Origin of the sequence: Streptomyces sp. NPDC096013 (assembly GCF_044763565.1) — a bacterium.
In the GTDB taxonomy this organism is placed as follows: domain Bacteria; phylum Actinomycetota; class Actinomycetes; order Streptomycetales; family Streptomycetaceae; genus Streptomyces.
The window spans coordinates 134,037-157,197 of sequence record NZ_JBIWGK010000003.1 but is presented as its reverse complement, the minus strand read 5'-3'; the positions used below and the strand labels follow the sequence as shown (position 1 = coordinate 157,197).

17 protein-coding genes are annotated in these 23,161 nt (G+C 71.3%); 12 read left to right on the top strand and 5 right to left on the bottom strand.

Annotated elements, in window-relative coordinates; genetic code table 11:
* The first annotated feature begins 89 nt into the window (after positions 1-89).
* The 4 genes from ACIRB1_RS12275 (at position 90) to groL (ending at position 4,208) form a co-directional block, all read left to right on the top strand.
* Positions 90-1,049 (top strand): polysaccharide deacetylase family protein, encoded by a 960-nt coding sequence (locus tag ACIRB1_RS12275; RefSeq protein WP_403465477.1) that lies wholly within the window; start codon positions 90-92, stop codon positions 1,047-1,049.
* Positions 1,046-1,747 (top strand): hypothetical protein, encoded by a 702-nt coding sequence (locus tag ACIRB1_RS12270; RefSeq protein ID WP_403465476.1) that lies wholly within the window; start codon positions 1,046-1,048, stop codon positions 1,745-1,747. The genes ACIRB1_RS12275 and ACIRB1_RS12270 overlap by 4 nt, the downstream gene beginning before the upstream one ends.
* A 407-nt stretch (positions 1,748-2,154) precedes the next feature.
* Positions 2,155-2,463: a co-chaperone GroES gene (gene groES, locus ACIRB1_RS12265; RefSeq protein ID WP_008747517.1), complete on the top strand. Its 309-nt coding sequence runs from the start codon at positions 2,155-2,157 to the stop codon at positions 2,461-2,463.
* Positions 2,464-2,582: 119 nt separating this feature from the next.
* Positions 2,583-4,208, top strand: a complete 1,626-nt coding sequence (gene groL / locus ACIRB1_RS12260; protein WP_403465475.1) for a chaperonin GroEL — start codon at positions 2,583-2,585, stop codon at positions 4,206-4,208.
* Between the two features lie 162 nt (positions 4,209-4,370).
* Here groL and ACIRB1_RS12255 read toward each other — a convergent pair whose 3' ends face one another.
* Both ACIRB1_RS12255 and ACIRB1_RS12250 read right to left on the bottom strand, forming a co-directional pair.
* Entirely contained in the window at positions 4,371-5,144 is a 774-nt protein-coding gene (locus ACIRB1_RS12255) for an SDR family oxidoreductase (RefSeq protein WP_352182012.1), read from the bottom strand.
* A gap of 108 nt (positions 5,145-5,252) precedes the next feature.
* Positions 5,253-5,921 (bottom strand): MOSC domain-containing protein, encoded by a 669-nt coding sequence (locus tag ACIRB1_RS12250; protein WP_403465474.1) that lies wholly within the window; start codon positions 5,919-5,921, stop codon positions 5,253-5,255.
* 80 nt (positions 5,922-6,001) lie between these two features.
* On the opposite strand from ACIRB1_RS12250, the gene ACIRB1_RS12245 reads away from it, so the two are divergent.
* Entirely contained in the window at positions 6,002-6,901 is a 900-nt protein-coding gene (locus tag ACIRB1_RS12245; RefSeq protein WP_403465473.1) for a LysR family transcriptional regulator, read from the top strand.
* Positions 6,902-7,025: 124 nt separating this feature from the next.
* Here the strand turns inward: ACIRB1_RS12245 and ACIRB1_RS12240 are convergent, their stop codons facing one another.
* Positions 7,026-7,352 carry a WhiB family transcriptional regulator gene (locus ACIRB1_RS12240; RefSeq protein WP_019055584.1) on the bottom strand — a complete coding sequence of 109 codons (327 nt, stop codon included), beginning with the start codon at positions 7,350-7,352 and terminating at the stop codon, positions 7,026-7,028.
* A 380-nt stretch (positions 7,353-7,732) separates the two neighbouring features.
* Here ACIRB1_RS12240 and ACIRB1_RS12235 point away from each other — a divergent pair, with 380 nt between their 5' ends.
* From ACIRB1_RS12235 to ACIRB1_RS12220, 4 genes are all read left to right on the top strand, one after another.
* A complete protein-coding gene (locus ACIRB1_RS12235; protein ID WP_003948568.1) occupies positions 7,733-8,344 on the top strand; it encodes a response regulator transcription factor in 612 nt (203 codons plus the stop codon).
* A 266-nt stretch (positions 8,345-8,610) separates the two neighbouring features.
* Positions 8,611-9,198: a sigma-70 family RNA polymerase sigma factor gene (locus tag ACIRB1_RS12230; protein ID WP_019055585.1), complete on the top strand. Its 588-nt coding sequence runs from the start codon at positions 8,611-8,613 to the stop codon at positions 9,196-9,198.
* Positions 9,199-9,391: 193 nt separating this feature from the next.
* Positions 9,392-10,897: an IMP dehydrogenase gene (guaB, locus tag ACIRB1_RS12225; protein ID WP_352182015.1), complete on the top strand. Its 1,506-nt coding sequence runs from the start codon at positions 9,392-9,394 to the stop codon at positions 10,895-10,897.
* Between the two features lie 104 nt (positions 10,898-11,001).
* Positions 11,002-12,126, top strand: a complete 1,125-nt coding sequence (locus ACIRB1_RS12220; RefSeq protein WP_266771622.1) for a GuaB3 family IMP dehydrogenase-related protein — start codon at positions 11,002-11,004, stop codon at positions 12,124-12,126.
* A 554-nt stretch (positions 12,127-12,680) separates the two neighbouring features.
* Here the strand turns inward: ACIRB1_RS12220 and ACIRB1_RS12215 are convergent.
* On the bottom strand, positions 12,681-13,889 hold the full coding sequence (locus ACIRB1_RS12215) for a nucleotide sugar dehydrogenase (protein ID WP_352182016.1): 1,209 nt from the start codon (positions 13,887-13,889) through the stop codon (positions 12,681-12,683).
* 271 nt (positions 13,890-14,160) lie between these two features.
* Between ACIRB1_RS12215 and ACIRB1_RS12210 the strand changes: the two genes are divergently transcribed.
* A complete protein-coding gene (locus ACIRB1_RS12210; protein ID WP_352182017.1) occupies positions 14,161-15,867 on the top strand; it encodes a glycerol-3-phosphate dehydrogenase/oxidase in 1,707 nt (568 codons plus the stop codon).
* A gap of 175 nt (positions 15,868-16,042) precedes the next feature.
* Here ACIRB1_RS12210 and ACIRB1_RS12205 read toward each other — a convergent pair whose 3' ends face one another.
* Entirely contained in the window at positions 16,043-17,149 is a 1,107-nt protein-coding gene (locus ACIRB1_RS12205; protein ID WP_403465472.1) for a serine hydrolase domain-containing protein, read from the bottom strand.
* Positions 17,150-17,319: 170 nt separating this feature from the next.
* On the opposite strand from ACIRB1_RS12205, the gene ACIRB1_RS12200 reads away from it, so the two are divergent.
* Both ACIRB1_RS12200 and ACIRB1_RS12195 read left to right on the top strand, forming a co-directional pair.
* Positions 17,320-19,863 (top strand): serine/threonine-protein kinase, encoded by a 2,544-nt coding sequence (locus ACIRB1_RS12200; protein ID WP_403465471.1) that lies wholly within the window; start codon positions 17,320-17,322, stop codon positions 19,861-19,863.
* A 163-nt stretch (positions 19,864-20,026) separates the two neighbouring features.
* Complete coding sequence (locus ACIRB1_RS12195) at positions 20,027-23,101, top strand: protein kinase (protein ID WP_403465470.1); 3,075 nt, start codon at positions 20,027-20,029, stop codon at positions 23,099-23,101.
* The last annotated feature ends 60 nt before the right edge of the window (positions 23,102-23,161 follow it).

Sequence of the window (23,161 nt, the reverse complement as noted above, 5' to 3'; positions counted from 1 at the left end):
GGCCAGTCGGTGGACGGTGTGCCTCCGGTGGTGGTGTCCCGGCGGTGTCGGCGCGGGATCGGGGCCGGGGCCTGAAAAGATCCGGCCCCATGCGAGTAGTCGTACAAAATGACATCAATCGGGCGCGTGGGAGCCGGGCGCACGCGAATCCGCGCCGGAGGGCGGGCGCCCGTGGCGCGCTCGCCGCTCTCGCGCTCGCGGCCCTCGTCTCCGGCTGCGGCCAGTCCGGCTCCGGAGCGGCGGTCCACCCGGCACAGGGCGCACCGCCCCTGCACGCGCCCCCGGCCCGCGCGCTGGACTCCTACGCCACGAAGCTGCGCGCCGAGTACGCGGCCCGGGTGGCCGCCACGAAGCGCTGGGGGCTGGCGAAGGTGCCGCTCACGGCCCCGCCGGCGCCCGCGCGGAAGCCGGAGATCACCGCGCGCGCGGGCTTCGAGGTGGACGACCAGGAGGAGCTGAACCTCCCGCCGGTCTTCACCACGATCCCGACCAAGAAGAAGATCGTGTTCCTCACTATCGACGACGGCGAGAACAAGGACCCCGCGTTCCTGCGGATGATGAGCGACCTGAAGATCCCGTACACCGCCTTCCTCAGCAACTACCTGGTGGAGGACGACTACGGCTACTTCCGGAAGATGCAGGCCCAGGGGCACACGGTCAACAACCACACCCTCACGCACCCGTACCTGCCGGGCCTGTCCTACGCCGAGCAGAAGCGCGAGATCTGCGGCATGCAGGACATCATGAAGAAGCAGTTCGGCAAGGCCCCGACCGTGTTCCGGCCGCCGTACGGGAACTACAACCACGACACCCTCGTCGCCGCGAAGTCCTGCGGCATCAAGTACGCCCCGATCTGGGACGAGGAGGTCTTCGTCGACCACTGGGAGTACCGCGAGGACGACCGGTCCCTGCATCCCGGCGACATCGTCCTGACGCACTTCCGGGGCCGCGAGGACTGGAAGGGCACCATGGTCGACGACATGCGCCGCTTCCTCGGCAAGGTCACGGCCGAGGGATACGCGGTGGCCCGCCTGGAGGACTACCTGTGAGACTCGCGACACTACGGACGCCGGTGACCGTCGTGTTGGCGGCCACCCTCCTCACCGGCTGCGCGCAGTCCGTCGACCCCATCGAACGGCTCGGCAAGAAGGCCGCCCAGCGCGTGCACCAGCACGGCCCGACCCACGAACAGCCGTACCGCCACTGGGGTCTGACCGCCCCGCTGCCCCCCGCCCCGACCCCGTCCCCCCGGCCCGCCGCACGCTCGGCGGGCCCGGGACTCCCCCCGGTCGTGGACCACGTCCGCACCCGCGACCGGGTCGTCTTCCTGACCTACGACCACGACACGCGCGCCCGCCGGGACCCGAGGTTCACCGCCCTGATCCGCGAACTGCGCCTCCCGGTCACGGAGTTCCGCACACCCCCGAAGCCCGCCCGCTTCACCGGCCTGCCCTACGCCGCCCAGCGCACCGAGATCTGCGGCCACCGCCCCGGCTCCCGCCTGCTCCGGCCCCCGGAGGGCACGTACGACACGACGACCCGCCGCGCCGCGGCCGACTGCGGTATCTCCGCCCTCGTCCTCTGGCGCGCCTCCACGACGACCGGCACCCTCACCTACGCCCGGGGCGACCACCGCCTCACCCCCGGAGACATCGTCCGGATCACCCCGACCGGCACGACCGCCCGCCTCCTCCGGGGCATCCAGGAGCGGGGCCTGACGGTGGGCCGCCTGGAGGACTATCTCTAGGGCCGTCCTTCGGCGCCGATCGGCACTCCCCTGGGCACCGATCGGCCCTCCCATGGGCACCGGTCCGCCCTCCCATGGGCACCGGTCGCCACTGTCAGCCCGTCCGGCGTTTGAGGACGAGGCCGTCCAGGCCGAAGGGGGGGTCTGGGGGCGCAGCCCCCAGGGACGGCGGCATCAAGTACGGGCCCGCCTCACGGCTCAGGGCGACGAGAAAATCCGGTGCGGCGCCGCGGGCATTGGCACTCCGCTTGACCGAGTGCTAATCGCAGTCATAGTCTCAGGTCTGGCACTCCCCACTGGAGAGTGCCAACAGCGACGGGCAGGTCCGGCACCCGCGACGACGGATCGACCTGGTCGCCACCTCAGACAGTTAACCCCGTGAGATCTCCGAAGGGGGAGGTCGGATCGTGACGACCGCCAGCTCCAAGGTTGCCATCAAGCCGCTCGAGGACCGCATTGTGGTCCAGCCGCTCGACGCCGAGCAGACCACGGCCTCTGGCCTGGTCATCCCGGACACCGCGAAGGAGAAGCCCCAGGAGGGCGTCGTCCTCGCCGTGGGCCCGGGTCGCTTCGAGAACGGCGAGCGCCTGCCGCTCGACGTGAAGACCGGCGACATCGTGCTGTACAGCAAGTACGGCGGCACCGAGGTGAAGTACAGCGGCGAGGAGTACCTCGTCCTCTCGGCTCGCGACGTGCTCGCGATCATCGAGAAGTAATTCACCACCAGCACATTCTGCTTTTGAGCTGCGCCCCTGGTTCCCGCGACCTTATGAAGCCGGGCGTCGGGGGCGCAGTTCGTTTCACCCACGTTTTCCGAGAGGGCTGAACCGCTCCCATGGCGAAGATCCTGAAGTTCGACGAGGACGCCCGTCGCGCCCTCGAGCGCGGCGTCAACAAGCTTGCCGACACGGTCAAGGTGACGATCGGCCCCAAGGGCCGCAACGTCGTCATCGACAAGAAGTTCGGCGCCCCCACCATCACCAACGACGGTGTCACCATCGCCCGCGAGGTCGAGATCGAGGACCCGTACGAGAACCTCGGTGCCCAGCTGGTGAAGGAGGTGGCGACCAAGACCAACGACATCGCGGGTGACGGCACCACCACCGCCACCGTGCTCGCCCAGGCGCTCGTGCGCGAGGGCCTGCGCAACGTCGCCGCGGGTGCCTCCCCGGCCGCCTTGAAGAAGGGCATCGACGCCGCCGTCAAGGCCGTCTCCGACGAGCTGCTCTCCACCGCGCGGCCGATCGACGACAAGGCCGACATCGCGGCCGTCGCCGGTCTGTCCGCCCAGGACAGCCAGGTCGGCGAGCTCATCGCCGAGGCGATGGACAAGGTCGGCAAGGACGGTGTCATCACCGTCGAGGAGTCCAACACCTTCGGTCTGGAGCTGGACTTCACCGAGGGCATGGCCTTCGACAAGGGCTACCTGTCGCCGTACTTCGTGACGGACCAGGAGCGCATGGAAGCGGTCCTCGAGGACCCGTACATCCTCATCCACCAGGGCAAGATCAGCTCCATCCAGGACCTTCTGCCGCTGCTGGAGAAGGTCATCCAGGCCAACGCCTCCAAGCCGCTGCTGATCATCGCCGAGGACGTCGAGGGCGAGGCCCTGTCGACCCTGGTCGTGAACAAGATCCGCGGCACGTTCAACGCCGTCGCGGTCAAGGCCCCCGGCTTCGGCGACCGCCGCAAGGCGATGCTCGGCGACCTCGCCACCCTCACCGGCGGTCAGGTCATCGCCGAGGAGGTCGGCCTCAAGCTCGACCAGGTCGGCCTGGACGTGCTGGGCTCCGCCCGTCGGGTGACCGTCACCAAGGACGACACGACCGTCGTCGACGGTGCCGGTGACGCCTCCGAGGTCGCGGGCCGCGTCAACCAGATCAAGGCCGAGATCGAGAACACCGACTCCGACTGGGACCGCGAGAAGCTCCAGGAGCGCCTCGCGAAGCTGGCCGGCGGCGTGTGCGTGATCAAGGTCGGCGCCGCCACCGAGGTGGAGCTGAAGGAGAAGAAGCACCGTCTGGAGGACGCCATCTCCGCGACCCGCGCCGCGGTCGAGGAGGGCATCGTCTCCGGTGGTGGCTCCGCCCTGGTGCACGCCGCCAAGGTGCTGGACGGCAACCTCGACAAGACCGGCGACGAGGCCACGGGTGTCGCGGTCGTGCGCCGCGCGGTCGTCGAGCCGCTGCGCTGGATCGCCGAGAACGCCGGCCTGGAGGGCTACGTCATCACCTCCAAGGTCGCCGAGCTGGAGCCGGGTCAGGGCTTCAACGCCGCGACCGGCGAGTACGGCGACCTGGTCAAGGCCGGCGTCATCGACCCGGTCAAGGTCACCCGCTCGGCCCTGGAGAACGCCGCCTCCATCGCCTCCCTCCTCCTCACGACCGAGACCCTGGTCGTCGAGAAGAAGGAAGAGGAGGAGCCGGCCGCCGCTGGTCACAGCCACGGCCACTCCCACTGACGCCAGTCGGTGAACCCGTAGTACGTACGTCGAAGGCCCGGCGCCCCTCTGGGGGAGCCGGGCCTTCGCGCGTCACCGGAGCTTCCGTCGCCTTCGTGGTCTCCGCGGTCTCCGTGGTCGTCGTGGTCGTCGTAGAGGCCGCCGTCATCGAGGCGGCTGCTGTCACCGCGGCCCGTACTTCCGCCCGGTCTTCGACGTGATCCCGCCCAGCACCGCCTGCGGGGTGACCTTCACCAGGCCCATCAGCGCCTTGTAGCGCGGGTCCGGGATGGACAGCGACTTGCCGCGCGCCAGATCCGCGAGCGCCGCCGCGACCAGCTTGTCCGCGTCCAGCCACATCCAGTTCGGGATGTTGTCCGTGCCCATCCCGGCCCGCTCATGGAACTCGGTCCGCACGAAGCCGGGCGCCAGCGCCATCAGCCGTACGCCCGTACCCGCCAGGTCCTTGGCCGCGCCCTGCGTGAACTGCACGACCCACGCCTTCGACGCGCCGTACGTCCCGCGCGGCACGAAGGCCGCCACCGACGCCACGTTGACCACCCCGCCGCGCCCGCGCTCCCGCATCGCCCCGGTCGCCGCGCTGGTCAGCCGCAGCACCGCCTCGCAGTGCACCTTGAGCATCTTCAGCTCGTCGGCCATCGGTACGTCGAGATAACGGCCCTTGTTGCCGAAGCCCGCGTTGTTGACCAGCAGGTCGACGGGGTTCTTGCGGTCGGCGAGGCGGGCGGCCACCGCCTCGATGCCCTCGTCGGTGGCGAGGTCGGCGGTGAGCACCTCCGCCTCGATGCCGTGCCGGTCGTGCAGTTCGGTCGCCTGCTCCCCGAGCCGGGCGGTGTTTCGCGCCACCAGCACGAGGTTGTGTCCGTCCGCCGCGAGCCGCCGCGCGAACGCGGCACCGATCCCCGCGGTCGATCCCGTAATCAATGCCGTTGTCATGGCGCAAGATTAGTGACCCCGGGCCGACCGGTCAGATCTCTGCACACGCCCTCCCGATCCGTGACGAACACGTGTCGAACAATGTGTCGAACACGCCGTGACGGCAGGTCAGGCGGGGTGCTCCGCGACATACTTCCGGGCCTGGGCGAGACACTCCGGATGCAGCGCCTCGCCCGCCGGAAGCAGCCGCGGCAACAGCTCCCGCTCGGTCGTCACGGCCCGGAACTGAAGGGCCACCGTCACCTCGTGAGCGGGCCGGTGCACGATCTCGATCGCGTCGCCCGCCCGGATCTCACCGGGTTCGATCACCCGCAGGTAGGCCCCCGGGGCACCCTTCACGGTGAACCGTTTCACCCATCCCCGTTCGCCCAGATGGTCCTGGAACGTACGGCACGGGATGCGCCCGCAGGTGACTTCGAGGACCACCTCGGGACCGATCCGCCAGCGCTCGCCTATCCGCGCGCCGGACACGTCGAGACCCAGGGTCGTCAGGTTCTCCCCGAAGGAACCGCTGGCCAGCGGGCGCCCCAACTCCCGCTCCCAGTCGTCGAGATCCTCACGCGCGACCGCGTACACCGCCTGGTCGTCGCCCCCGTGGTGGCGCCGGTGACAGACCGCGTCCCCGGCCAGCCCGCTCCCGGCGACGCCCTTGGGGCCGGGCGCGCTCACCCGCACCGGCGCGTCGGTCGGCCGCTTGTCGATACCGGTCACGCCGTCCGGCTGTTCGGTGTACGGCACGGCCGTGGCCCGGCCCAGGTTCAGCGAGAGAAGCTTCATGGCGGCACGGTAGACGAGAGCGCCCCAAAGGCGCGGCGCATTATTCGGCGCCGCAGCAAAGGAGCGCTTATGCTCGGCGCGTGATCGAGGCCCGACATCTCCGTGTGCTGCGCGCCGTCGCCGCCACCGGCTCCTTCTCGGCGGCCGGGCGCGAGCTGGGCTGCACGCAGCCCGCCGTCAGCCAGCAGATGAAGGCCCTGGAGACCTCGATCGGCACCCCGCTGCTGGTCCGCACCGGCCGCGAGATGCGGCTGACCCAGGCGGGCGAGGCACTGGTCCGGCACGCGGCCGGCATCCTCTCGGGGCTCACCGCCGCCGAGGAGGAGGTCGCCGCGATCGCGGGCCTGCGGGCCGGCCGGGTCCGCCTGGTCTCCTTCCCCAGCGGCAGCTCGACGCTCGTCCCCACGGCACTGGCCGCCCTGCGCGCCGCCCACCCCGGCACCCGCGTCTCCCTGGAGGAGGCCGAGCCGCCGAACTCCGTCGAGCTCCTCCGGGAGGGCGACTGCGACATCGCGCTCGCCTTCCGCTACGAGGCCGCGGCGGGCGCGGAGGACTGGTCCGACCTGGTGGTACGCCCCCTGCTCGGCGACCGTCTGGTCGCCCTGGTCCCGGAAAGGCACCGCCTCGCGCGCGCGGAGTCGGTGTCGATCGGCGAACTCGCCCGCGAGCCCTGGATCGCCGGCTGCCCGCGCTGCCGGGGCCAGCTGGTCGAGGTCTGCGAGAGCGCGGGCTTCACCCCGCGCATCGACTTCGCGACCGACGACTATCCGGCGGTCGTCGGCCTGGTGAGCGCGGGCTTGGGCGTCGCCGTCCTGCCCCAGCTCGCCATCGAGTCCGTACGGCCCCGGGGCGCGCGGACGGTGACGCTGGAACCGGCGGTGCGGCGGGAGATCGTCGCGCTGACCCTGCCCGACCTGGCGCGGGTGCCGGCCGTGGCGGCGACGCTGGACCGGCTGGAGCGCGCGGCCCGCGAAAAATAGAGGGGCACGCGCACGCGTGCCCCTGGTGGGACTTCGGGTGTGCCCCTGGTGGGGACTCCGGGTGTGCCCCTGGTGGAGAGCTGGTTGTGCCCCCTGGTGGACAGCTAGTTGGAGAAACGTTCCTTCAGTTGTTCGAAGCCATGTCCCCGGCGGCCGAAGCCGACACCAGCCGGTTGCGGGCACGCCCCATGAGCTCTTCGCGCTCGTCCTCGGTCAGTCCGCCCCAGACGCCGTACGGCTCGCGCACCGCCAGCGCGTGCGCCGCGCACTGTGCGCGGACCGGGCACCTCATGCAGACCTCTTTGGCCGAGTTCTCACGAGCGCTTCGTGCCGCACCGCGCTCGCCCTCGGGATGAAAGAAGAGCGAGCTGTCGACCCCTCGGCAGGCAGCCAGGAGCTGCCAGTCCCACAGGTCCGCGTTCGGTCCGGGAAGGCGGGAGAAATCTGCCATTGCGTGACCCCTTGTAGCCGTTATGGGCGGATACGGTGTCCACGACCGTACAACTACGATCTAAGGAGATGAAAATATGACTCATTGCGAATCTAGCCTCAGACACCAGCAAAAGGGAAGAAATAGGGCTGAATGGGGCACCGGTTGTGATGAAAGCTTGAGGGTCGGCCCCGCACGTCTCCACCGTGTCCGCACCCTCACGTAGAGTGCCGAAGATGGCACACGGCCCCGTAACTCTTTCGAGTGACCGTCGTTGAGAGTGCGAGGCGGTTGAAAACACAAGTGCTCGGGCAGGCGTCCGAGACGGTCGACCGCACAGGTGACGATTTCGTACCAGCCTGGAGGCTCAAGGTGACGCGCATCAGTTGCGGAGGGCGGTCATGACATCCGTCCTCGTCTGTGACGACTCCCCGCTTGCCCGAGAGGCGCTCCGCCGCGCGGTGGCGACCGTGCCCGGTGTCGAGCGCGTGACCACGGCGGCCAACGGCGAGGAAGTCCTCCGCCGCTGGGGTGCCGACCGCTCGGACCTCATCCTGATGGACGTACGCATGCCCGGACTCGGCGGTGTCGAGACCGTGCGGCGACTGCTGTCCGCCGACCCGGGCGCACGGATCATCATGCTCACCGTCGCCGAGGACCTGGACGGCGTGGCCCTCGCGGTCGCGGCCGGCGCACGCGGCTATCTGCACAAGGACGCCTCGCGCGCCGAACTGCGGGCCACGGTCACCCAGGCCCTCGCCGACCCGACCTGGCGGCTGGCCCCGCGCCGGCTGCGCTCGGCCGAGATGGGCGCCGCGCCGACGCTCACCGCGCGTGAGATCCAGGTCCTGGAGGGCATGAGCCACGGCCGCTCGAACGCGGAGATCGGCCGTGAGCTCTTCCTCTCCGAGGACACGGTCAAGACCCACGCACGGCGGCTCTTCAAGAAACTCGGCGCCTCGGACCGGGCACACGCCGTGGCGCTCGGTTTCCGGTGGGGCCTGGTCCGTTAGGACCAGGTCAGTGGGTCGTAGCGGGGGTACGAGTATCCCCGCCCGCCGCAGGGTGGGCGGGGACGGTGAAGGGGCCCGCCGGGTGCCCGCTGCTCGTTTCGCCGCGGATGCCGCATCCTTGAGGTGTGGAGTTCCTCGGGGACGAGTCGGTCGAGCGGGAGGGGAGGGCGCAGGAGATGAGTTCCGGCGCACCTGCTCATAACGCTTCGGTGCACAACAACGGACGCGGTGCCACGGACCCTTCGGCCGCAAGGCACCATGGACCGATGCGCGACGACGAGGCGGCCAGTGCCCCAGGGGCGATTGGTGGGCTCGTCCTCCGCGCGGTCGACGGAGACGAGCAGGCCACCCACGATCTGCTCGCCCACGTGCACCCACTGGCGCTGCGGTACTGCCGCACCCGTCTGTCCCGACTCCCGGGCGACGCACGGCACTTCGTGGAGGACCTCGCCCAGGAGGTCTGCGTCGCCGTCCTCCTCGCGCTGCCGCGCTACAAGGACACCGGCCGTCCCTTCGAGGCCTTCGTCTTCGCCATCGCCGCCCACAAGGTCGCCGACCTCCAGCGCGCCGCGATGCGCCACCCCGGCTCCACGGCCGTGCCCTCGGACGAGATGCCGGAGCGCCCGGACGACTCCCTCGGTCCCGAGGAGCGCGCCCTGCTCAGCAGCGACGCCGAATGGGCCAAGAAACTCCTGGCCAACCTCCCGGAGAACCAGCGCGAGCTGCTCCTGCTCCGCATCGCCGTCGGCCTCACCGCCGAGGAGACCGGCCAGATGTTGGGAATGTCACCCGGTGCGGTCCGGGTCGCCCAGCACCGCGCCCTGAGCCGACTGCGCGCGCTGGCCGAGCAGTAACTCCCCTACGGGCACCGCCCTGGGCGGTGGAGCCCTCACCCCGGGGTGCCTGCCGTGAACAGCAGGCCGACGGCGTACGTACGAACATACGAAGCCCGGAGCGGGCCGTAGCCGTGGAATCGTGGAATTTGGTGACCGCGCTTCCCGTTAGCATGGACATCCGCACCGATCAAGGCCATTTGGGGAAGGTGTCATGACTGCCAACGTCGACGGAGTGCCCGCCAAATTCGCGACACTAGGGCTGACCTACGACGACGTGCTGCTGCTGCCGGGCGCGTCCGACGTGCTCCCGAACGCGGTCGACACCTCGTCCCGCATCTCGCGCAACGTCCGCGTCAACATCCCGCTGCTGTCCGCGGCGATGGACAAGGTGACCGAGTCCCGGATGGCGATCGCGATGGCCCGCCAGGGCGGTGTCGGCGTCCTGCACCGCAACCTGTCCGTCGAGGACCAGGTCAACCAGGTCGACCTCGTGAAGCGCTCCGAGTCCGGCATGGTCACCGACCCGATCACCGTCCACCCGGACGCCACGCTCGGCGAGGCCGACGCCCTGTGCGCCAAGTTCCGCATCAGCGGCGTCCCGGTGACCGACGGCAACGGCAAGCTCCTCGGCATCGTCACCAACCGTGACATGGCCTTCGAGACCGACCGCTCCCGTCAGGTGCGCGAGGTCATGACCCCGATGCCCCTGGTCACCGGCAAGGTCGGCATCTCCGGCGCCGACGCCATGCAGCTGCTGCGCCGCCACAAGATCGAGAAGCTGCCCCTCGTCGACGAGGCCGGCATCCTCAAGGGCCTCATCACGGTCAAGGACTTCGTCAAGGCCGAGCAGTACCCGAACGCCGCCAAGGACGCCGAGGGCCGCCTGATCGTCGGTGCCGCCGTCGGCGCCAGCCCCGAGGCCCTGGAGCGCGCCCAGGCCCTCGCCGAGGCCGGCGTGGACTTCCTGGTCGTCGACACCTCGCACGGCCACAACAGCAACGCCCTCAACTGGATGGCGAAGATCAAGTCGAGCGTCGGCGTCGACGTGATCGGCGGCAACGTCGCCACCCGCGACGGCGCCCAGGCCCTGGTCGACGCCGGTGTCGACGGCATCAAGGTCGGCGTGGGCCCCGGCTCGATCTGTACGACCCGGGTCGTCGCCGGCATCGGCGTGCCGCAGGTCACCGCGATCTACGAAGCGTCCCTCGCCGCCCGCGCGGCCGGCGTCCCGCTCATCGGCGACGGCGGCCTCCAGTACTCCGGCGACATCGGCAAGGCCCTCGCCGCCGGCGCCGACACGGTGATGCTCGGCAGCCTCCTCGCGGGCTGCGAGGAGTCCCCGGGCGAGTTGCAGTTCATCAACGGCAAGCAGTTCAAGTCGTACCGCGGCATGGGCTCGCTCGGCGCGATGCAGTCCCGCGGCCAGGCCCGGTCGTACTCCAAGGACCGCTACTTCCAGGCCGAGGTCGCCTCCGACGACAAGCTCGTGCCCGAGGGCATCGAGGGCCAGGTGCCCTACCGCGGCCCGCTGGCCAACGTGCTGCACCAGCTCGTCGGCGGGCTGCGCCAGACCATGGGCTATGTCGGCGCGGCCACCATCGAGGAGATGGAGACCAAGGGCCGTTTCGTCCGCATCACGTCCGCGGGCCTCAAGGAGAGCCACCCGCACGACATCCAGATGACGGTCGAGGCACCGAACTACAGCCGCAGCAAGTAGTCGGCAGGCTTCCTCAAGGGCGGCCCCGGGGACACCGGGGCCGCCCTTGCCGTGTCCGTCGGCGATACTGGAAGACGCTGAAACGCAGAGGAAAGGCCACAGACGTGACTGAGATCGAGATCGGGCGCGGCAAGCGCGGCCGCCGGGCGTACGCCTTCGACGACATCGCCGTCGTCCCCAGCCGCCGTACGCGGGACCCGAAGGAGGTCTCGATCGCCTGGCAGATCGACGCCTACCGCTTCGAGCTGCCCTTCCTGGCCGCCCCCATGGACTCGGTCGTCTCCCCGGCCACCGCGATCCGCATCGGCGAGCTCGGCGGCCTCGGCGTGCTGAACCTCGAAGGCCTCTGGACGCGGTACGAGGACCCGCAGCCGCTGCTCGACGAGATCACCGGCCTCGACGTGGACGCCGCGACCCGCCGCCTCCAGGAGATCTACGCGGCTCCCATCAAGGAGGAGCTGATCGGGCAGCGCATCAAGGAGGTGCGCGACTCGGGCGTGGTCACCGCCGCCGCGCTCTCCCCGCAGCGCACGGCCCAGTTCTCCAAGGCCGTCGTCGACGCGGGCGTGGACATCTTCGTCATCCGCGGTACGACGGTCTCCGCGGAGCACGTGTCCGGTTCGCACGAGCCGCTGAACCTGAAGCAGTTCATCTACGAGCTGGACGTCCCGGTCATCGTCGGCGGCTGCGCCACGTACACCGCGGCCCTGCACCTCATGCGCACCGGCGCGGCCGGCGTCCTCGTCGGCTTCGGCGGCGGCGCGGCGCACACCACGCGCAACGTGCTGGGCATCCAGGTCCCGATGGCCACCGCGGTCGCCGACGTGGCCGCCGCCCGCCGCGACTACATGGACGAGTCCGGCGGCCGGTACGTGCACGTCATCGCCGACGGCGGCGTCGGCTGGTCCGGCGACCTCCCCAAGGCGATCGCCTGCGGCGCGGACGCGGTCATGATGGGCTCCCCGCTCGCCCGCGCCACGGACGCGCCCGGCAAGGGCCACCACTGGGGCATGGAAGCGGTCAACGAGGAGCTGCCGCGCGGCAAGAAGGTCGACCTCGGCACGGTCGGCACGATCGAGGAGATCCTCGCCGGCCCGTCCCACATCCCCGACGGCTCCATGAACATCTTCGGCGCGCTGCGCCGCGCGATGGCGACGACCGGGTACAGCGAGCTGAAGGAGTTCCAGCGCGTCGAGGTCACGGTGGCCGACTCCCAGCACAAGCGGTAGGCGGAGGCGGTCCTACGACGCTTCAAAGGGCCCGGACCTGGGTGGTCCGGGCCCTTTCGTGTGCCCAAGTGGGGCTGGTGGGGCGTGTGTTGGAGCGAGGGGGCGCACGGTTGCGTTCGGGGCGAAAGTTCGCTGGTGGGGCGTGTCGAAGCGGTAACGTCCGTGAGTGGCGCCCCAGTTGTGCGGGGTGCCCCCTTCCACGGAAATCGTTCCGGACCCGGGCTCTCGGGGCCCGGCCCGAATTCCAGACGAACCGCCCACCGGGCTAATGGGCGGCCTCGTGGAAGGGGGCGCCCATGGGTCGCCACCGCAAGCCCACCCGCTGGGACCGGATCCGTCTTCGGATGGTGAAGCAACGGAGGAGGTGGATCTTGTGGATTCACGGCGGAAAGTGAGCGGCCACCCCTAGACACAATAGGGGTGGACACTCCGTTCACTTTTCAGGAGCTCACCGCAGTACCCGCTGCGGTGGGCTCCACCTGTTTCTCACGGTACCGGCGCCGCGAGTCGCCCGCCACCGACCCCCGAGGCTCACCCGCCCCGCGCGCCCCCTTTCACAACCGATGCGCCGCCCCCGTAGGCGTGGCCCCCCGCGTGTCCAGCAGCAGCTGGGCCTTGACGGACAGGCCCTGGAGGTCGTAGGTCCGGTGCTGCTGGAGCAGGATGGTCAGGTCCGCGTCGGCCGCGGCCTCGTAGAGGGAGTCCGCGCGGGGGACCGGGCGGTCGAGGACGCTCCAGGACGGGATGTGCGGGTCGTGGTAGCTGACGGAGGCGCCGAGTTCCATCAGGCGGATCGCGATCTCCTGGGCGGGGGTGCCCTGTTGGTCGGCGAGGTCGGCCTTGTAGGTGACGCCGAGGAGCAGGACGCGGGCCCCGCGCGCGGACTTGCCGTGCTCATTGAGGAGCGTGGCGGCGCGCTGGATGACGTAGCGGGGCATCTGGTTGTTGACCTGCTGGGCGAGTTCGACCATGCGCAGGGGGCGCGCGCCGTGGCCGGTGAGGTCCTGGGGGACGGCGTGGCCGCCGACGCCGGGGCCGGGGCGGAACGCCTGGTAGCCGAACGGCTTGGTCTCCGCGCAGCGGATGACGTCCCAGAGGTCGACGCCCAAGTCGTGGCACAGGACGGCCATTTCGTTGACGAGGGCGATGTTGACGTGCCGGAAGTTGGTCTCCAGGAGCTGCACGGTCTCGGCTTCGCGCAGGCCACGCGCGCGTACCACCTTGTCGGTGAGGCGGCCGTAGAAGGCGGCGGCCGACTCGGTGCAGGCCGGGGTGAGGCCGCCGATCACCTTCGGGGTGTTGGCCGGGGTGAAGTCGCGGTTGCCGGGGTCGATGCGGCTGGGGGAGTAGGCGAGGTGGAAGTCGCGTCCCGCGCGCAGGCCTGACCCCTCTTCGAGGAGGGGGCGCAGGAAGGTTTCGGTGGTGCCGGGGTGCACCGCTGACTCCAGGATCACCGTGGTGTGCGGACGCAGGTGGGCCGCGAGGGCGCGGGCGGCCGTCTCCACCTGGCTGAGGTCGAGGCCGCCGTCGGCGTCCCGGGGCGTCGGGGCGCAGATCACGGCGGTGCGTACGCGGCCGAGCTCGGCGGGGTTGGTGGCCGGCCGGAAGCCCCCCGAGAGCATCCGGCGCAGTTCTGCGGGGCTGAGGGAGCCGGCCTCAGGACCGGTCTTGAAGCCGGCCGTGGCGATACCGGCGGCGACAGCGGCCTGGGCCAGGGGCAGGCCGAGAGGACCGAGTCCGATGACGGCGAGATCTGCGGGCATGGCGTGGGCCGTCCTTCCCAGTAACCGAAGCGGGACAGGTGCGCAAGCCCTGTGGACAGAACGGGCGAGCGCAATGTCAGACTAGGAGTAAATATGACCGTTATGCGGGATTGGACGGCTGTGTTTCTCGGCAGTCCCGTGATTGTTGTCCACAGGCTGGGGGCGAGTGGTGGCTGAAGTCGGGCAACCCGGTCAGAATTTGGGCAGGAGGGAAACGAACCGGGCTTCGCCGAACGGGTGCGGCCGGCGCTACCGATAGCGGGAGGCAGCGGTGAGGACAGCGACACTGGGTCCGGCGCAGCGAGCCGAGGCACTGGCGGGAATGGCCGAGCGCGAACTGGATGTGCTCGTGGTGGGCGGAGGCGTGGTCGGCGCGGGCACCGCCCTGGACGCCGTGACGCGCGGCCTGTCCACGGGACTGGTCGAGGCGCGGGACTGGGCGTCCGGCACGTCGAGCAGGTCGAGCAAGCTCATCCACGGAGGACTGCGCTATCTGGAGATGCTCGACTTCGCCCTCGTCCGGGAGGCCCTCAAGGAACGCGGACTGCTGCTGGAGCGCCTGGCCCCGCACCTGGTGAAGCCGGTGCCGTTCCTGTACCCCCTCCAGCACAAGGGCTGGGAGCGGCTGTACGCCGGTTCGGGCGTCGCGCTCTACGACGCGATGTCCATGGCCCGCGCCCACGGCCGGGGCCTGCCCACACACCGCCACCTGAGCCGCCGGCACGCCCTGCGCGTGGCACCCGCCCTGAAGAAGGACGCCCTGGTCGGCGCGTTGCAGTACTACGACGCGCAGATGGACGACGCCCGCTATGTGGCCACCCTGGTGCGCACGGCCTCGTCCTACGGCGCGAAAGTCGCCAACCGCGCGCGGGTGACCGGTTTCCTGCGCGAGGGCGAGCGCGTGGTCGGCGCCCGGGTGCAGGACGTCGAGGCGGGCGGCGAGTACGAGATCCGCGCCAAGCAGATCGTGAACGCGACGGGGGTGTGGACCGACGACACCCAGGCGATGGTCGGCGAGCGCGGCCAGTTCCACGTCCGGGCCTCCAAGGGCATCCACCTGGTCGTCCCCAAGGACCGCATCAACTCCACCAGCGGGCTGATCCTGCGCACCGAGAAGTCCGTCCTGTTCGTCATCCCGTGGGGCCGGCACTGGATCGTCGGCACCACCGACACCGACTGGGACCTCGACAAGGCCCACCCGGCCGCGTCCAGCGCCGACATCGACTACCTCCTCGAACACGTCAACTCGGTGCTCGCGGTACCGCTGACCAGAGACGACGTCCAGGGTGTGTACGCGGGACTGCGCCCGCTGCTGGCCGGCGAGTCCGACGCCACCAGCAAGCTGTCGCGCGAGCACACCGTCGCGCACCCGGTGCCGGGGCTCGTCGTCGTGGCGGGCGGCAAGTACACGACGTACCGAGTGATGGCCAAGGACGCCGTGGACGAGGCGGTGCACGGACTCGACATGCGGGTCGCGGAGTGCGTCACCGAGGACGTGCCGCTGCTGGGCGCCGAGGGATACCGGGCGCTGTGGAACGCGCGGGCCCGCATCGCCACCAAGACCGGCATCCATGTGGTGCGCGTGGAGCACCTGTTGAACCGTTTCGGCTCGATGGCCGAGGAGGTCCTCGAACTCATCGAGAAGGACCCCACCCTCGGCGAACCCCTCCAGGCGGCCGACGACTATCTGCGCGCCGAGGTCGTCTACGCAGCCTCGCACGAGGGCGCCCGCCACCTCGACGACGTCCTCACCCGCCGCACTCGCATCTCGATCGAGACCTTCGACCGGGGTACGCGCAGCGCCCGTGAGGCCGCCGAGCTGATGGCACCGGTGCTCGGCTGGGACAAGGACCAGGTCGAGCGCGAGGTCGAGCACTACGAGAAGCGGGTGGAGGCCGAGCGGGAGTCCCAGCTCCAGCCGGACGACCTGACGGCGGACGCGGCGCGGCTGGGGGCGCCGGACATCGCGCCGCTGTAGTCCCGTCGCGGTGTGCGCCGCCGCGGTATGCGCCCTCGCGGTCTGCGCCGCTGCTGTGGCGACGCCGCTGCGGCGCCGTCGCTGTGACGACGCGGGGTGCGGCCGGCCCGGCTCAGGGCCGGCTTCACTCGAACGAGTGTCATGAGTTGGGATCTTTGTCCGGAACCCGGCCGTTCTACGAGGTGCGGGGGCAGAACTCAGCGGCGAGCAGGGCCGGTTCGAGGCCGGGGTCTGCGATCTCGCTCGTGTTCACGCGGAAGGTGAGGACACGACGGCCGTCGAGGGTGGCTGCGGTGCGCACGTAGCTGCCGGAGATCCGGCCGTTGTGCCCCCACACCGTGATGCCGCACGGCAGCTTCACCGGAAAAAGCCCCATGCCGTACGAGCCGTGTGCGGTGCGGGTGTCGAGCATCTCGCGCAGCCAGCGCGGGGGCAGCAACTGCCCACCGAGCAGGGCCGAGTAGAAGCGGTCCAGGTCGGCGAGCGTGGTCACCAGCTCGCCCGCGGCCCCGGCCACCCGCGGGTCGAGATCGGTGACGTCGGAGCCGTCGGCGGCGTAGGCCCGGCCGTGCGGCGAGGGAAGTGTGGTGCGGGAGCCCGGGAAGGAGGTGCCCGTCAGACGCAGCGGAGCGATGATGCGGCGCTCGGCCTCGGTGGCGTACGAGTCGCCGGTGACCTGTCGGATCACCAGGCCGAGCAGCACGTAGTTGGTGTTCGAGTAGGAGAAGCGGCCTCGATCGGCCGGAGGGTGGGTGACTGCTGTACGGACGGCCTGAGTTGGGGAGACGGGGACGGTGCCCCCGGTGTCCGCGGTGAAGTCGTACAGACCGCTGGTGTGGGTGAGCAGGGAACGGAGGGTCAGCGCGCGCCCGTCGTTGCCCGCTCCGTGTACCAGACCCGGGAGGTGCTGCTCGACCGTGTCGGACAGGGACAGCCTGTGTTCGGCGGCGAGTTGGAGGACCACGGTCGCGATGAAGGTCTTCGTGATGCTGCCCGCGCGGAAATGGTCGGCGCGGCTGATGCCGGTCCCCGACCGGGCGTACGCCTCCGTCTCGGGGGCGTAGTCCCTCGCGGCCCGCTCGTCGTCCGTTCCGGCCGGGGTGACGCCAAGGCCCGTGCTGTCCTGGGCCAGTAGCGCCGCCGCGGGGGCTCCTCCCCGGGTGACCAGCAGTCTGACCAGGGCGTTCGTGTCCGGGGCCGGGCCGGCCTGGGAGGCGGCCGTGGACAGGCAGAGGAAGGCCAGGGAGATCGGAAGGGCCAGCAGTGTCCGAGGTGTGGGCATCGCGGTCCTCCGTTCTCAGCGGTCATCCTGCCGGACTTGGCTGTGTGACCTGCGGCGGATACCCGACGGGATGTGCCCGGAGTGCGCGAGGAGAGGCACCCTGGGCGTTGGGCACTTGTTCGGTGGGGGACAATGGAGGCTCTGTCAGGGCGGGTTGCATGAGGGGACGCATGTCGGAGGCGGAGCGGGCGGGGACATCCCGTCAGGACACTCGTCGGGACAAGAACGAGCGTCTTCTCGCCGGGCGGTACCGGTTGGGAGAAGTGCTCGGCCGCGGAGGCATGGGCACGGTGTGGCGTGCCGAGGACGAAACCCTGGGCCGGACGGTCGCCGTCAAGGAGCTGAGGTTCCCGTCCAGCATCGACGAGGACGAGAAGCGGCGGCTCATCACACGGACGCTGCGCGAGGCGAAGGCCATCGCGCGCATCCGCAACACCAGTGCGGTGACGGTCTATGACGTCGTCGACGAGGACGACCGGCCATGGATCGTCATGGAGCTGGTCGAGGGCAAGTCCCTCGCCGAGGCCATCCGTGAGGACGGTCTGCTCAAGCCGCGGCGCGCCGCGGAGGTCGGGCTCGCGATACTCGACGTCCTGCGGTCCGCGCACCGCGAGGGCATCCTGCACCGCGACGTGAAGCCGTCGAACGTGCTGATCGCCGAGGACGGCCGGGTCGTGCTCACCGACTTCGGTATCGCGCAGGTCGAGGGCGACCCGTCGATCACCTCCACCGGCATGCTCGTCGGCGCGCCCTCCTACATCTCCCCGGAGCGGGCCCGCGGGCACAAGCCGGGACCGGCGGCCGACCTGTGGTCGCTCGGCGGGTTGCTGTACGCGGCGGTCGAGGGCGCACCGCCGTACGACAAGGGTTCGGCGATCGCCACGCTCACCGCGGTGATGACCGAGCCGTTGGAGGAGCCGAAGCACGCCGGGCCGTTGAAGGACGTCATCTACGGCCTGCTGAACAAGGACCCGGCGCAGCGTCTCGACGACGCGGGTGCCCGGGCGATGCTCACCGCGGTGATCCACGCGCCCGAGCCGAAGCCGGCCGAGCCGGAGCCGGCGCTGGACGCGACCCGGGTCGTGCCGTTGCCGGCGCAGCCGGGGCCCGCGGAGACCGGTGGCAAGAAGAGCGGCGGCGGCAGCGGGGGTTCGGGAGCTTCGGCGGGAGCCGAGCGGTTGCGCGGGGCGTTGCGGTCCATGCGGAAGGCGGCCGGGGGATCGGCCGCGGCCGGGGCCGGGGCGGCTGCGGGGTCGGCGACGGGTTCCGGTGCGGGTTCCGGTGCGGGTTCGGGCACGAAGGCGGGGGCCGGTGCGGCTCCGTCCGCCGGGGCTTCTCGTGGGGCTTCCGGTGCGACCGCCGGTGCGACAACTGGCGGGGCTTCCAGTGGGGCTTCAACTTCCGCTCCCGGTAAGCCGGGTGACTCCGGGGAGGGTGCGGGTTCTGGTGCCGCTGCTGCCGGAGCCGGTGCTTCGGGCAAGGGTGGCTCCGGCGGGGCGAAGGGCGCTGCTGCTGACAGCGGTTCAGGGTCTCCGGACGCCAAGTCCGGTACGCCCGGGGTTCCTTCGGCTCGGTCCGGAAGCGCTGGCGGTGCGGGGACGCGTTCCGGGGCGTCGGCCGGTGCGGGAACTGCGGCCGGCGCGGGCGCCGGTGCTGCGGCCGGCTCGGCGGCGAAGGGCGGTGCGGCGGACTCCGGTACGCGCGACGCCGGTTCGCGTGACTCGGGGACTCGTGACCCGGGTTCGCGTGACTCCGGGACGCGGGCTTCGGGTGTGCAGTCGTCGGGGCTGCGGGAGCCGGGTCTCGGTGATGCCGGTACCAAGGGTCTGAGCGCGACCCGTGAGGTCAGTGCGCGTGGGGACAACTCGGGTGCGGGCGGGCGGAGTTCCGGCTGGCCCGTGATGACGCCGCCGGATCTGCCGCCGCGGCCGGTGCCGAGGGCGCCGCTGACGGACGTGGTGCCGAAGCGCACGCTGGTGATCATCGCGGTCGTGATCGCGCTCGCGGTGATCGGTGCTGTGCTGGCGCTGACGCTCGGCGGCGGAGACGACAGCGGCTCCAAGGGGTCGAAGGACAACGGCGGAGCCAAGGCCGGGGGCGGTGTCAGCGCGAGCGCGAGTACGAGCGCGGACGAGAAGAAGGACGACGGCGACACCAAGAGCACGGGCGGCACGAGCAGCGACTCCTCGGCGACGGCAAGTGCCGGGGAGAACACGGCGAGTTCGGGCACGGGCGCGTCCAGTGGGTCCGGCGACGAGACGAAGGGTTCCTCGGACGGCGCCGCGGTCGTGAAGACGTACAAGGCGAGCCAGGGTTTCTCGATCGGCCTGCCCGCAGGGTGGTCGTACCAGTCGACGGACTCCGCCGGGGTCCGGCTGGCCGGCCCCGACGGGCAGAAGCTGCTGATCGCCTGGACCAGTACGCCGAAGAGCGACGCGGTCGCGGACTGGAAGAACCAGGAGCAGTACATGACGCGCTCCGGGTACTCGAAGATCCGAATAGAAAAGGTGGACTACCGGGGCTGGAACGCGGCCGACTGGGAGTTCACCTATCAGGACGGTGGGACGAAGTACCGCACCATCGACCGCGGGTTCGTCGTCAACAGTCATCTCGGATATGCGCTCATGTACACCGCGAAGGCTGCCAATTGGGGTACTGAGCTTCGTAAGGACACCTGGACGACCCTGACGAAGACGTTCCAGCCGAAGTCGTGAGGCGGGTGGGGCGGGTTTGGCGCGCCAGATCCGTCAACCCCTCTTTGTGGGTTGCCCGCGGCACGTATCGTGAGTGGTTGCGGACCGTACGCATCTAGGTATGCGGACGGAACGGGCCGCAAGGCGAACGGAATTGACCAACCGGGCGGCCGGGGGAGGCAACGTGGACGACTATGCGGGTCGGGTGCTCGCCGACCGCTACCGCCTGCCGCTGCCGCCCTCGGACGAGTACGAACTCACCGAGACCCCGGCCTTCGACACGTACAGCGGGCAGGAAGTCCTGGTGCGCCAGGTGCCGTTGCCCGAGGTCGTCGAGGCGGAGGTGCTGGGCGACGACGGGCTGCCCGACGGGTTCACGGCGCGTGACCGCGGGGCCCGGCGGCCGACCGCGGCACGGACGGCGACCCGGCGGCCCTCCGACCCCGCCGTACGGCGTGCGGTCGAGGCCGCGCAGGCCGCGGCGCGGATTCCAGACCATCCCCGGCTGGACCAGGTCTTCGACGTGTTCGCCGAGGGCGGTTCGCTGTGGATAGTGAGCGAACTGGTCTCCGCCCAGCCGCTCGCCGCGCTGCTCGCCGAGAAGCCGCTGTCGCCGTACCGGGCGGCCGAGGTCGCCTCCGACGTGCTGATGGCGCTGCGGGTGCTGCACGCGCACGGCTGGGTGCACCGCAACATCACCGCCCGCACGGTGCTCGTCTGCGACGACGGCCGCGTCATGCTGACCGGCCTCGCGGTCGGCGCGGCGGAGGAGGCACTGTGCGGCTACGACCCGGTGCCGGGCCAGGACGGTGTGGACGGCGACGCCGCGATCCCCGCGGGCTCCAGGGCCCCGGGCGGCGCGATCGCCCCCGCCGGCTCCACGACGCGGTCCGGTTCCCCCACTGCCGGCGGTTCTATGGTTCCTGCGGTCCCCGGTAGCTCGCGGGGGACCGGTGGCGGAGCGATCGGCTTCGGAGGCGCGGGCGGTGGCTCGGCCGCCGCCGTGGGCCCCGGCGGCGCGGACCCCGAGGCCGCCCGGCGGGCCGCGATCGAGGCACGGGCCGCCGGAGGGCTGCCCGGAGTCGGCGTGGAGAACGCCGGAGCGAGCGGTGCTCCCGCCGTGCCCGCCCGCAGGGAGCCGGACGGCGGCGGTGACGTACGGGCCGCGCGCGCCGGGGCGATCGCCGCGTACCGCGCGGGCGCCCGGGCCGCAGCGCGGGTCCAGGAGTCCCAGCAGGGCCGCCCGGCACTCCCGGGCGCCCGCCCCGCCCCCGAGGGCGAACACGGCCCGGCCCAGTCCAACGGCGCGGCCCAACTCCCGTACGCGGGAAGCAACGGCGTGCAACACCCGGCGCCCACCACCCCACCGGGCCAGATAGCCGACCCCTACGGCGTCCGCAACACCGCGTGGCACGGCGCGACGCCGCGCCCCGGCACCGGCGAGCAGGGCGGCTCGGCGGCGCAGGGCGAGCGGACGTTCCCGCCTCTGGAAGGCGGCGGAGGTTCGCAGTCCGCGTTCGGGTCGGGACCGGGGCGCCCCGGGCAGGGCCCGGTGCCGCAGGGCGACCAGGCACGCCCGCCTCGGGAGGGCGGCGCCGCCGGTGCCCTGCCCCCGGGCGGAACGGGCACGTTCCCCGGCACGGACGGCCGTTCCTACGGCGCGGACGCCCCGGCGGGCTACCCCGGAGCCCCTCGCCCTCACGGCACGGAAGCCCCAGCGGGCTACCCCGGAGCACCCCGCCCTCACGGCGCGGACGCCCCGGCCCACGGCGGAGGCACCCCCCGCCCCCACACTTCCGACCCCACGGCCTACGGCGCCCTCACAGCCGCCACCGGCCAGCACCCCGTACCCGCACCGCCCGCGGGCACCTCCCGTACCCCCGGCCTCGAAGGCCCGGTGCCGCCCGATGCCGCCTCCGTGCCCGGTAACTCGCCGCATCCACCGGCCCGTTGGGACGACCTCGCCGCCGTAGGTGTTCCCGTCCGCCGAGGACCCGCCACCGCGCTCGCCGCCGAGCGGGCCCGGCAGGTGCGGATGACGGTCGTAGGGCCGGTCACCGAGCGGTGGGCGCCCGAGCAGGCCGTGCCGGTGCATGAGAACTGGCAGTTGGCCGCGCCGATCGGGCCCGCCACCGATCTGTGGGCGCTCGGGGCGCTGCTCTTCCGGGCCGTGCAGGGGCACGCGCCGTATCCGGAGGAGGCGACGGCGGAGCTGGTGCAGCTGGTGTGTGCGGAGCCGCCCGCCTTCGCCGAGGAGTGCGGGCCGCTGCGGCCGGTCGTGGAGTCGTTGCTGCGGCAGGACCCGACGGAGCGGCTGGACTTCGAGGAACTGCGGGGCTGGCTGCGGTCGTTGGTGCGTTCGGCGCCCGAGCCCGAGGCCGGTACGTATGTCGTCGCCACCCCGCCGACCGACCCGCGGCGGCTGCCGATCGTGCGCAGGCGCGGCGAGTTGGTGCGCAGGCGGCGGGCCGGGCTGCCCGCGACCAGTCCGCACGGGCGGCACAAGCGGGCCAAGGACGAAGTCGGCGGCTCACCGCGGCGGTTGGGCAGGACGCTGCTGATCCTCGTCTTCCTGCTGCTGGCCGGCGCGGTCGCGTACGCCATGCTCTTCATGCCCAAGTCCGGGGAGGACACCGGTGCGGGGCAGGGCGATCGGACCGGCGCGGCGGGTGAGGTCAGTACCGCGCCCACCCGGTCGTCGGACGGTTCGAGCAGTCAGCCGCAGCCCGACCAGACCTCGCCCGGCAGCGGCAACAGCCCGTCCAAGTCGGCCAGTTCGACCGAGACGCAGACCGACCCGAACGTGGCCGACGGCTTCGTGCTGCGCAAGGACCCCGAAGGGTTCCGGATCGCGGTGGCGAAGGGCTGGACCCGGACGCCGAAGAACGGCAGCGGCCAGGTCGTCTACTCCCACAACGGCTTCGAGCTGATCGTCGTGGCGGGCCGGGACAGTGCGGCGGCCGACGGCAGCGACCCCATGGTCTACCAGCGGGACAAGGAGGCCGAGTTGCAGCCGTACCGCAGCTCCAGCTGGGCCACCGCGACCGGGCTGCGGACCATCACGGTGGGCGGAAAGACCATGGCCGAGGGCCAGTTCACCTGGACGGACAGCCAGGGCGGCGCCCTCTTCGTACGCAACATGGCGTTCCTCATCGACGGCCGCTACCACATCGTGCAGGTCCGCGGCCCGGAGGCACAACGCGACGAGGTGACAAGCCTGTACGAGCAGGCGTCGTCGACCTATCAGTACACCGGGTGACCCGCGGAGGCGGCGCGCCGGGGCCCGTTGGTTCCCGATCGGACGCAGAAGCGACAACCG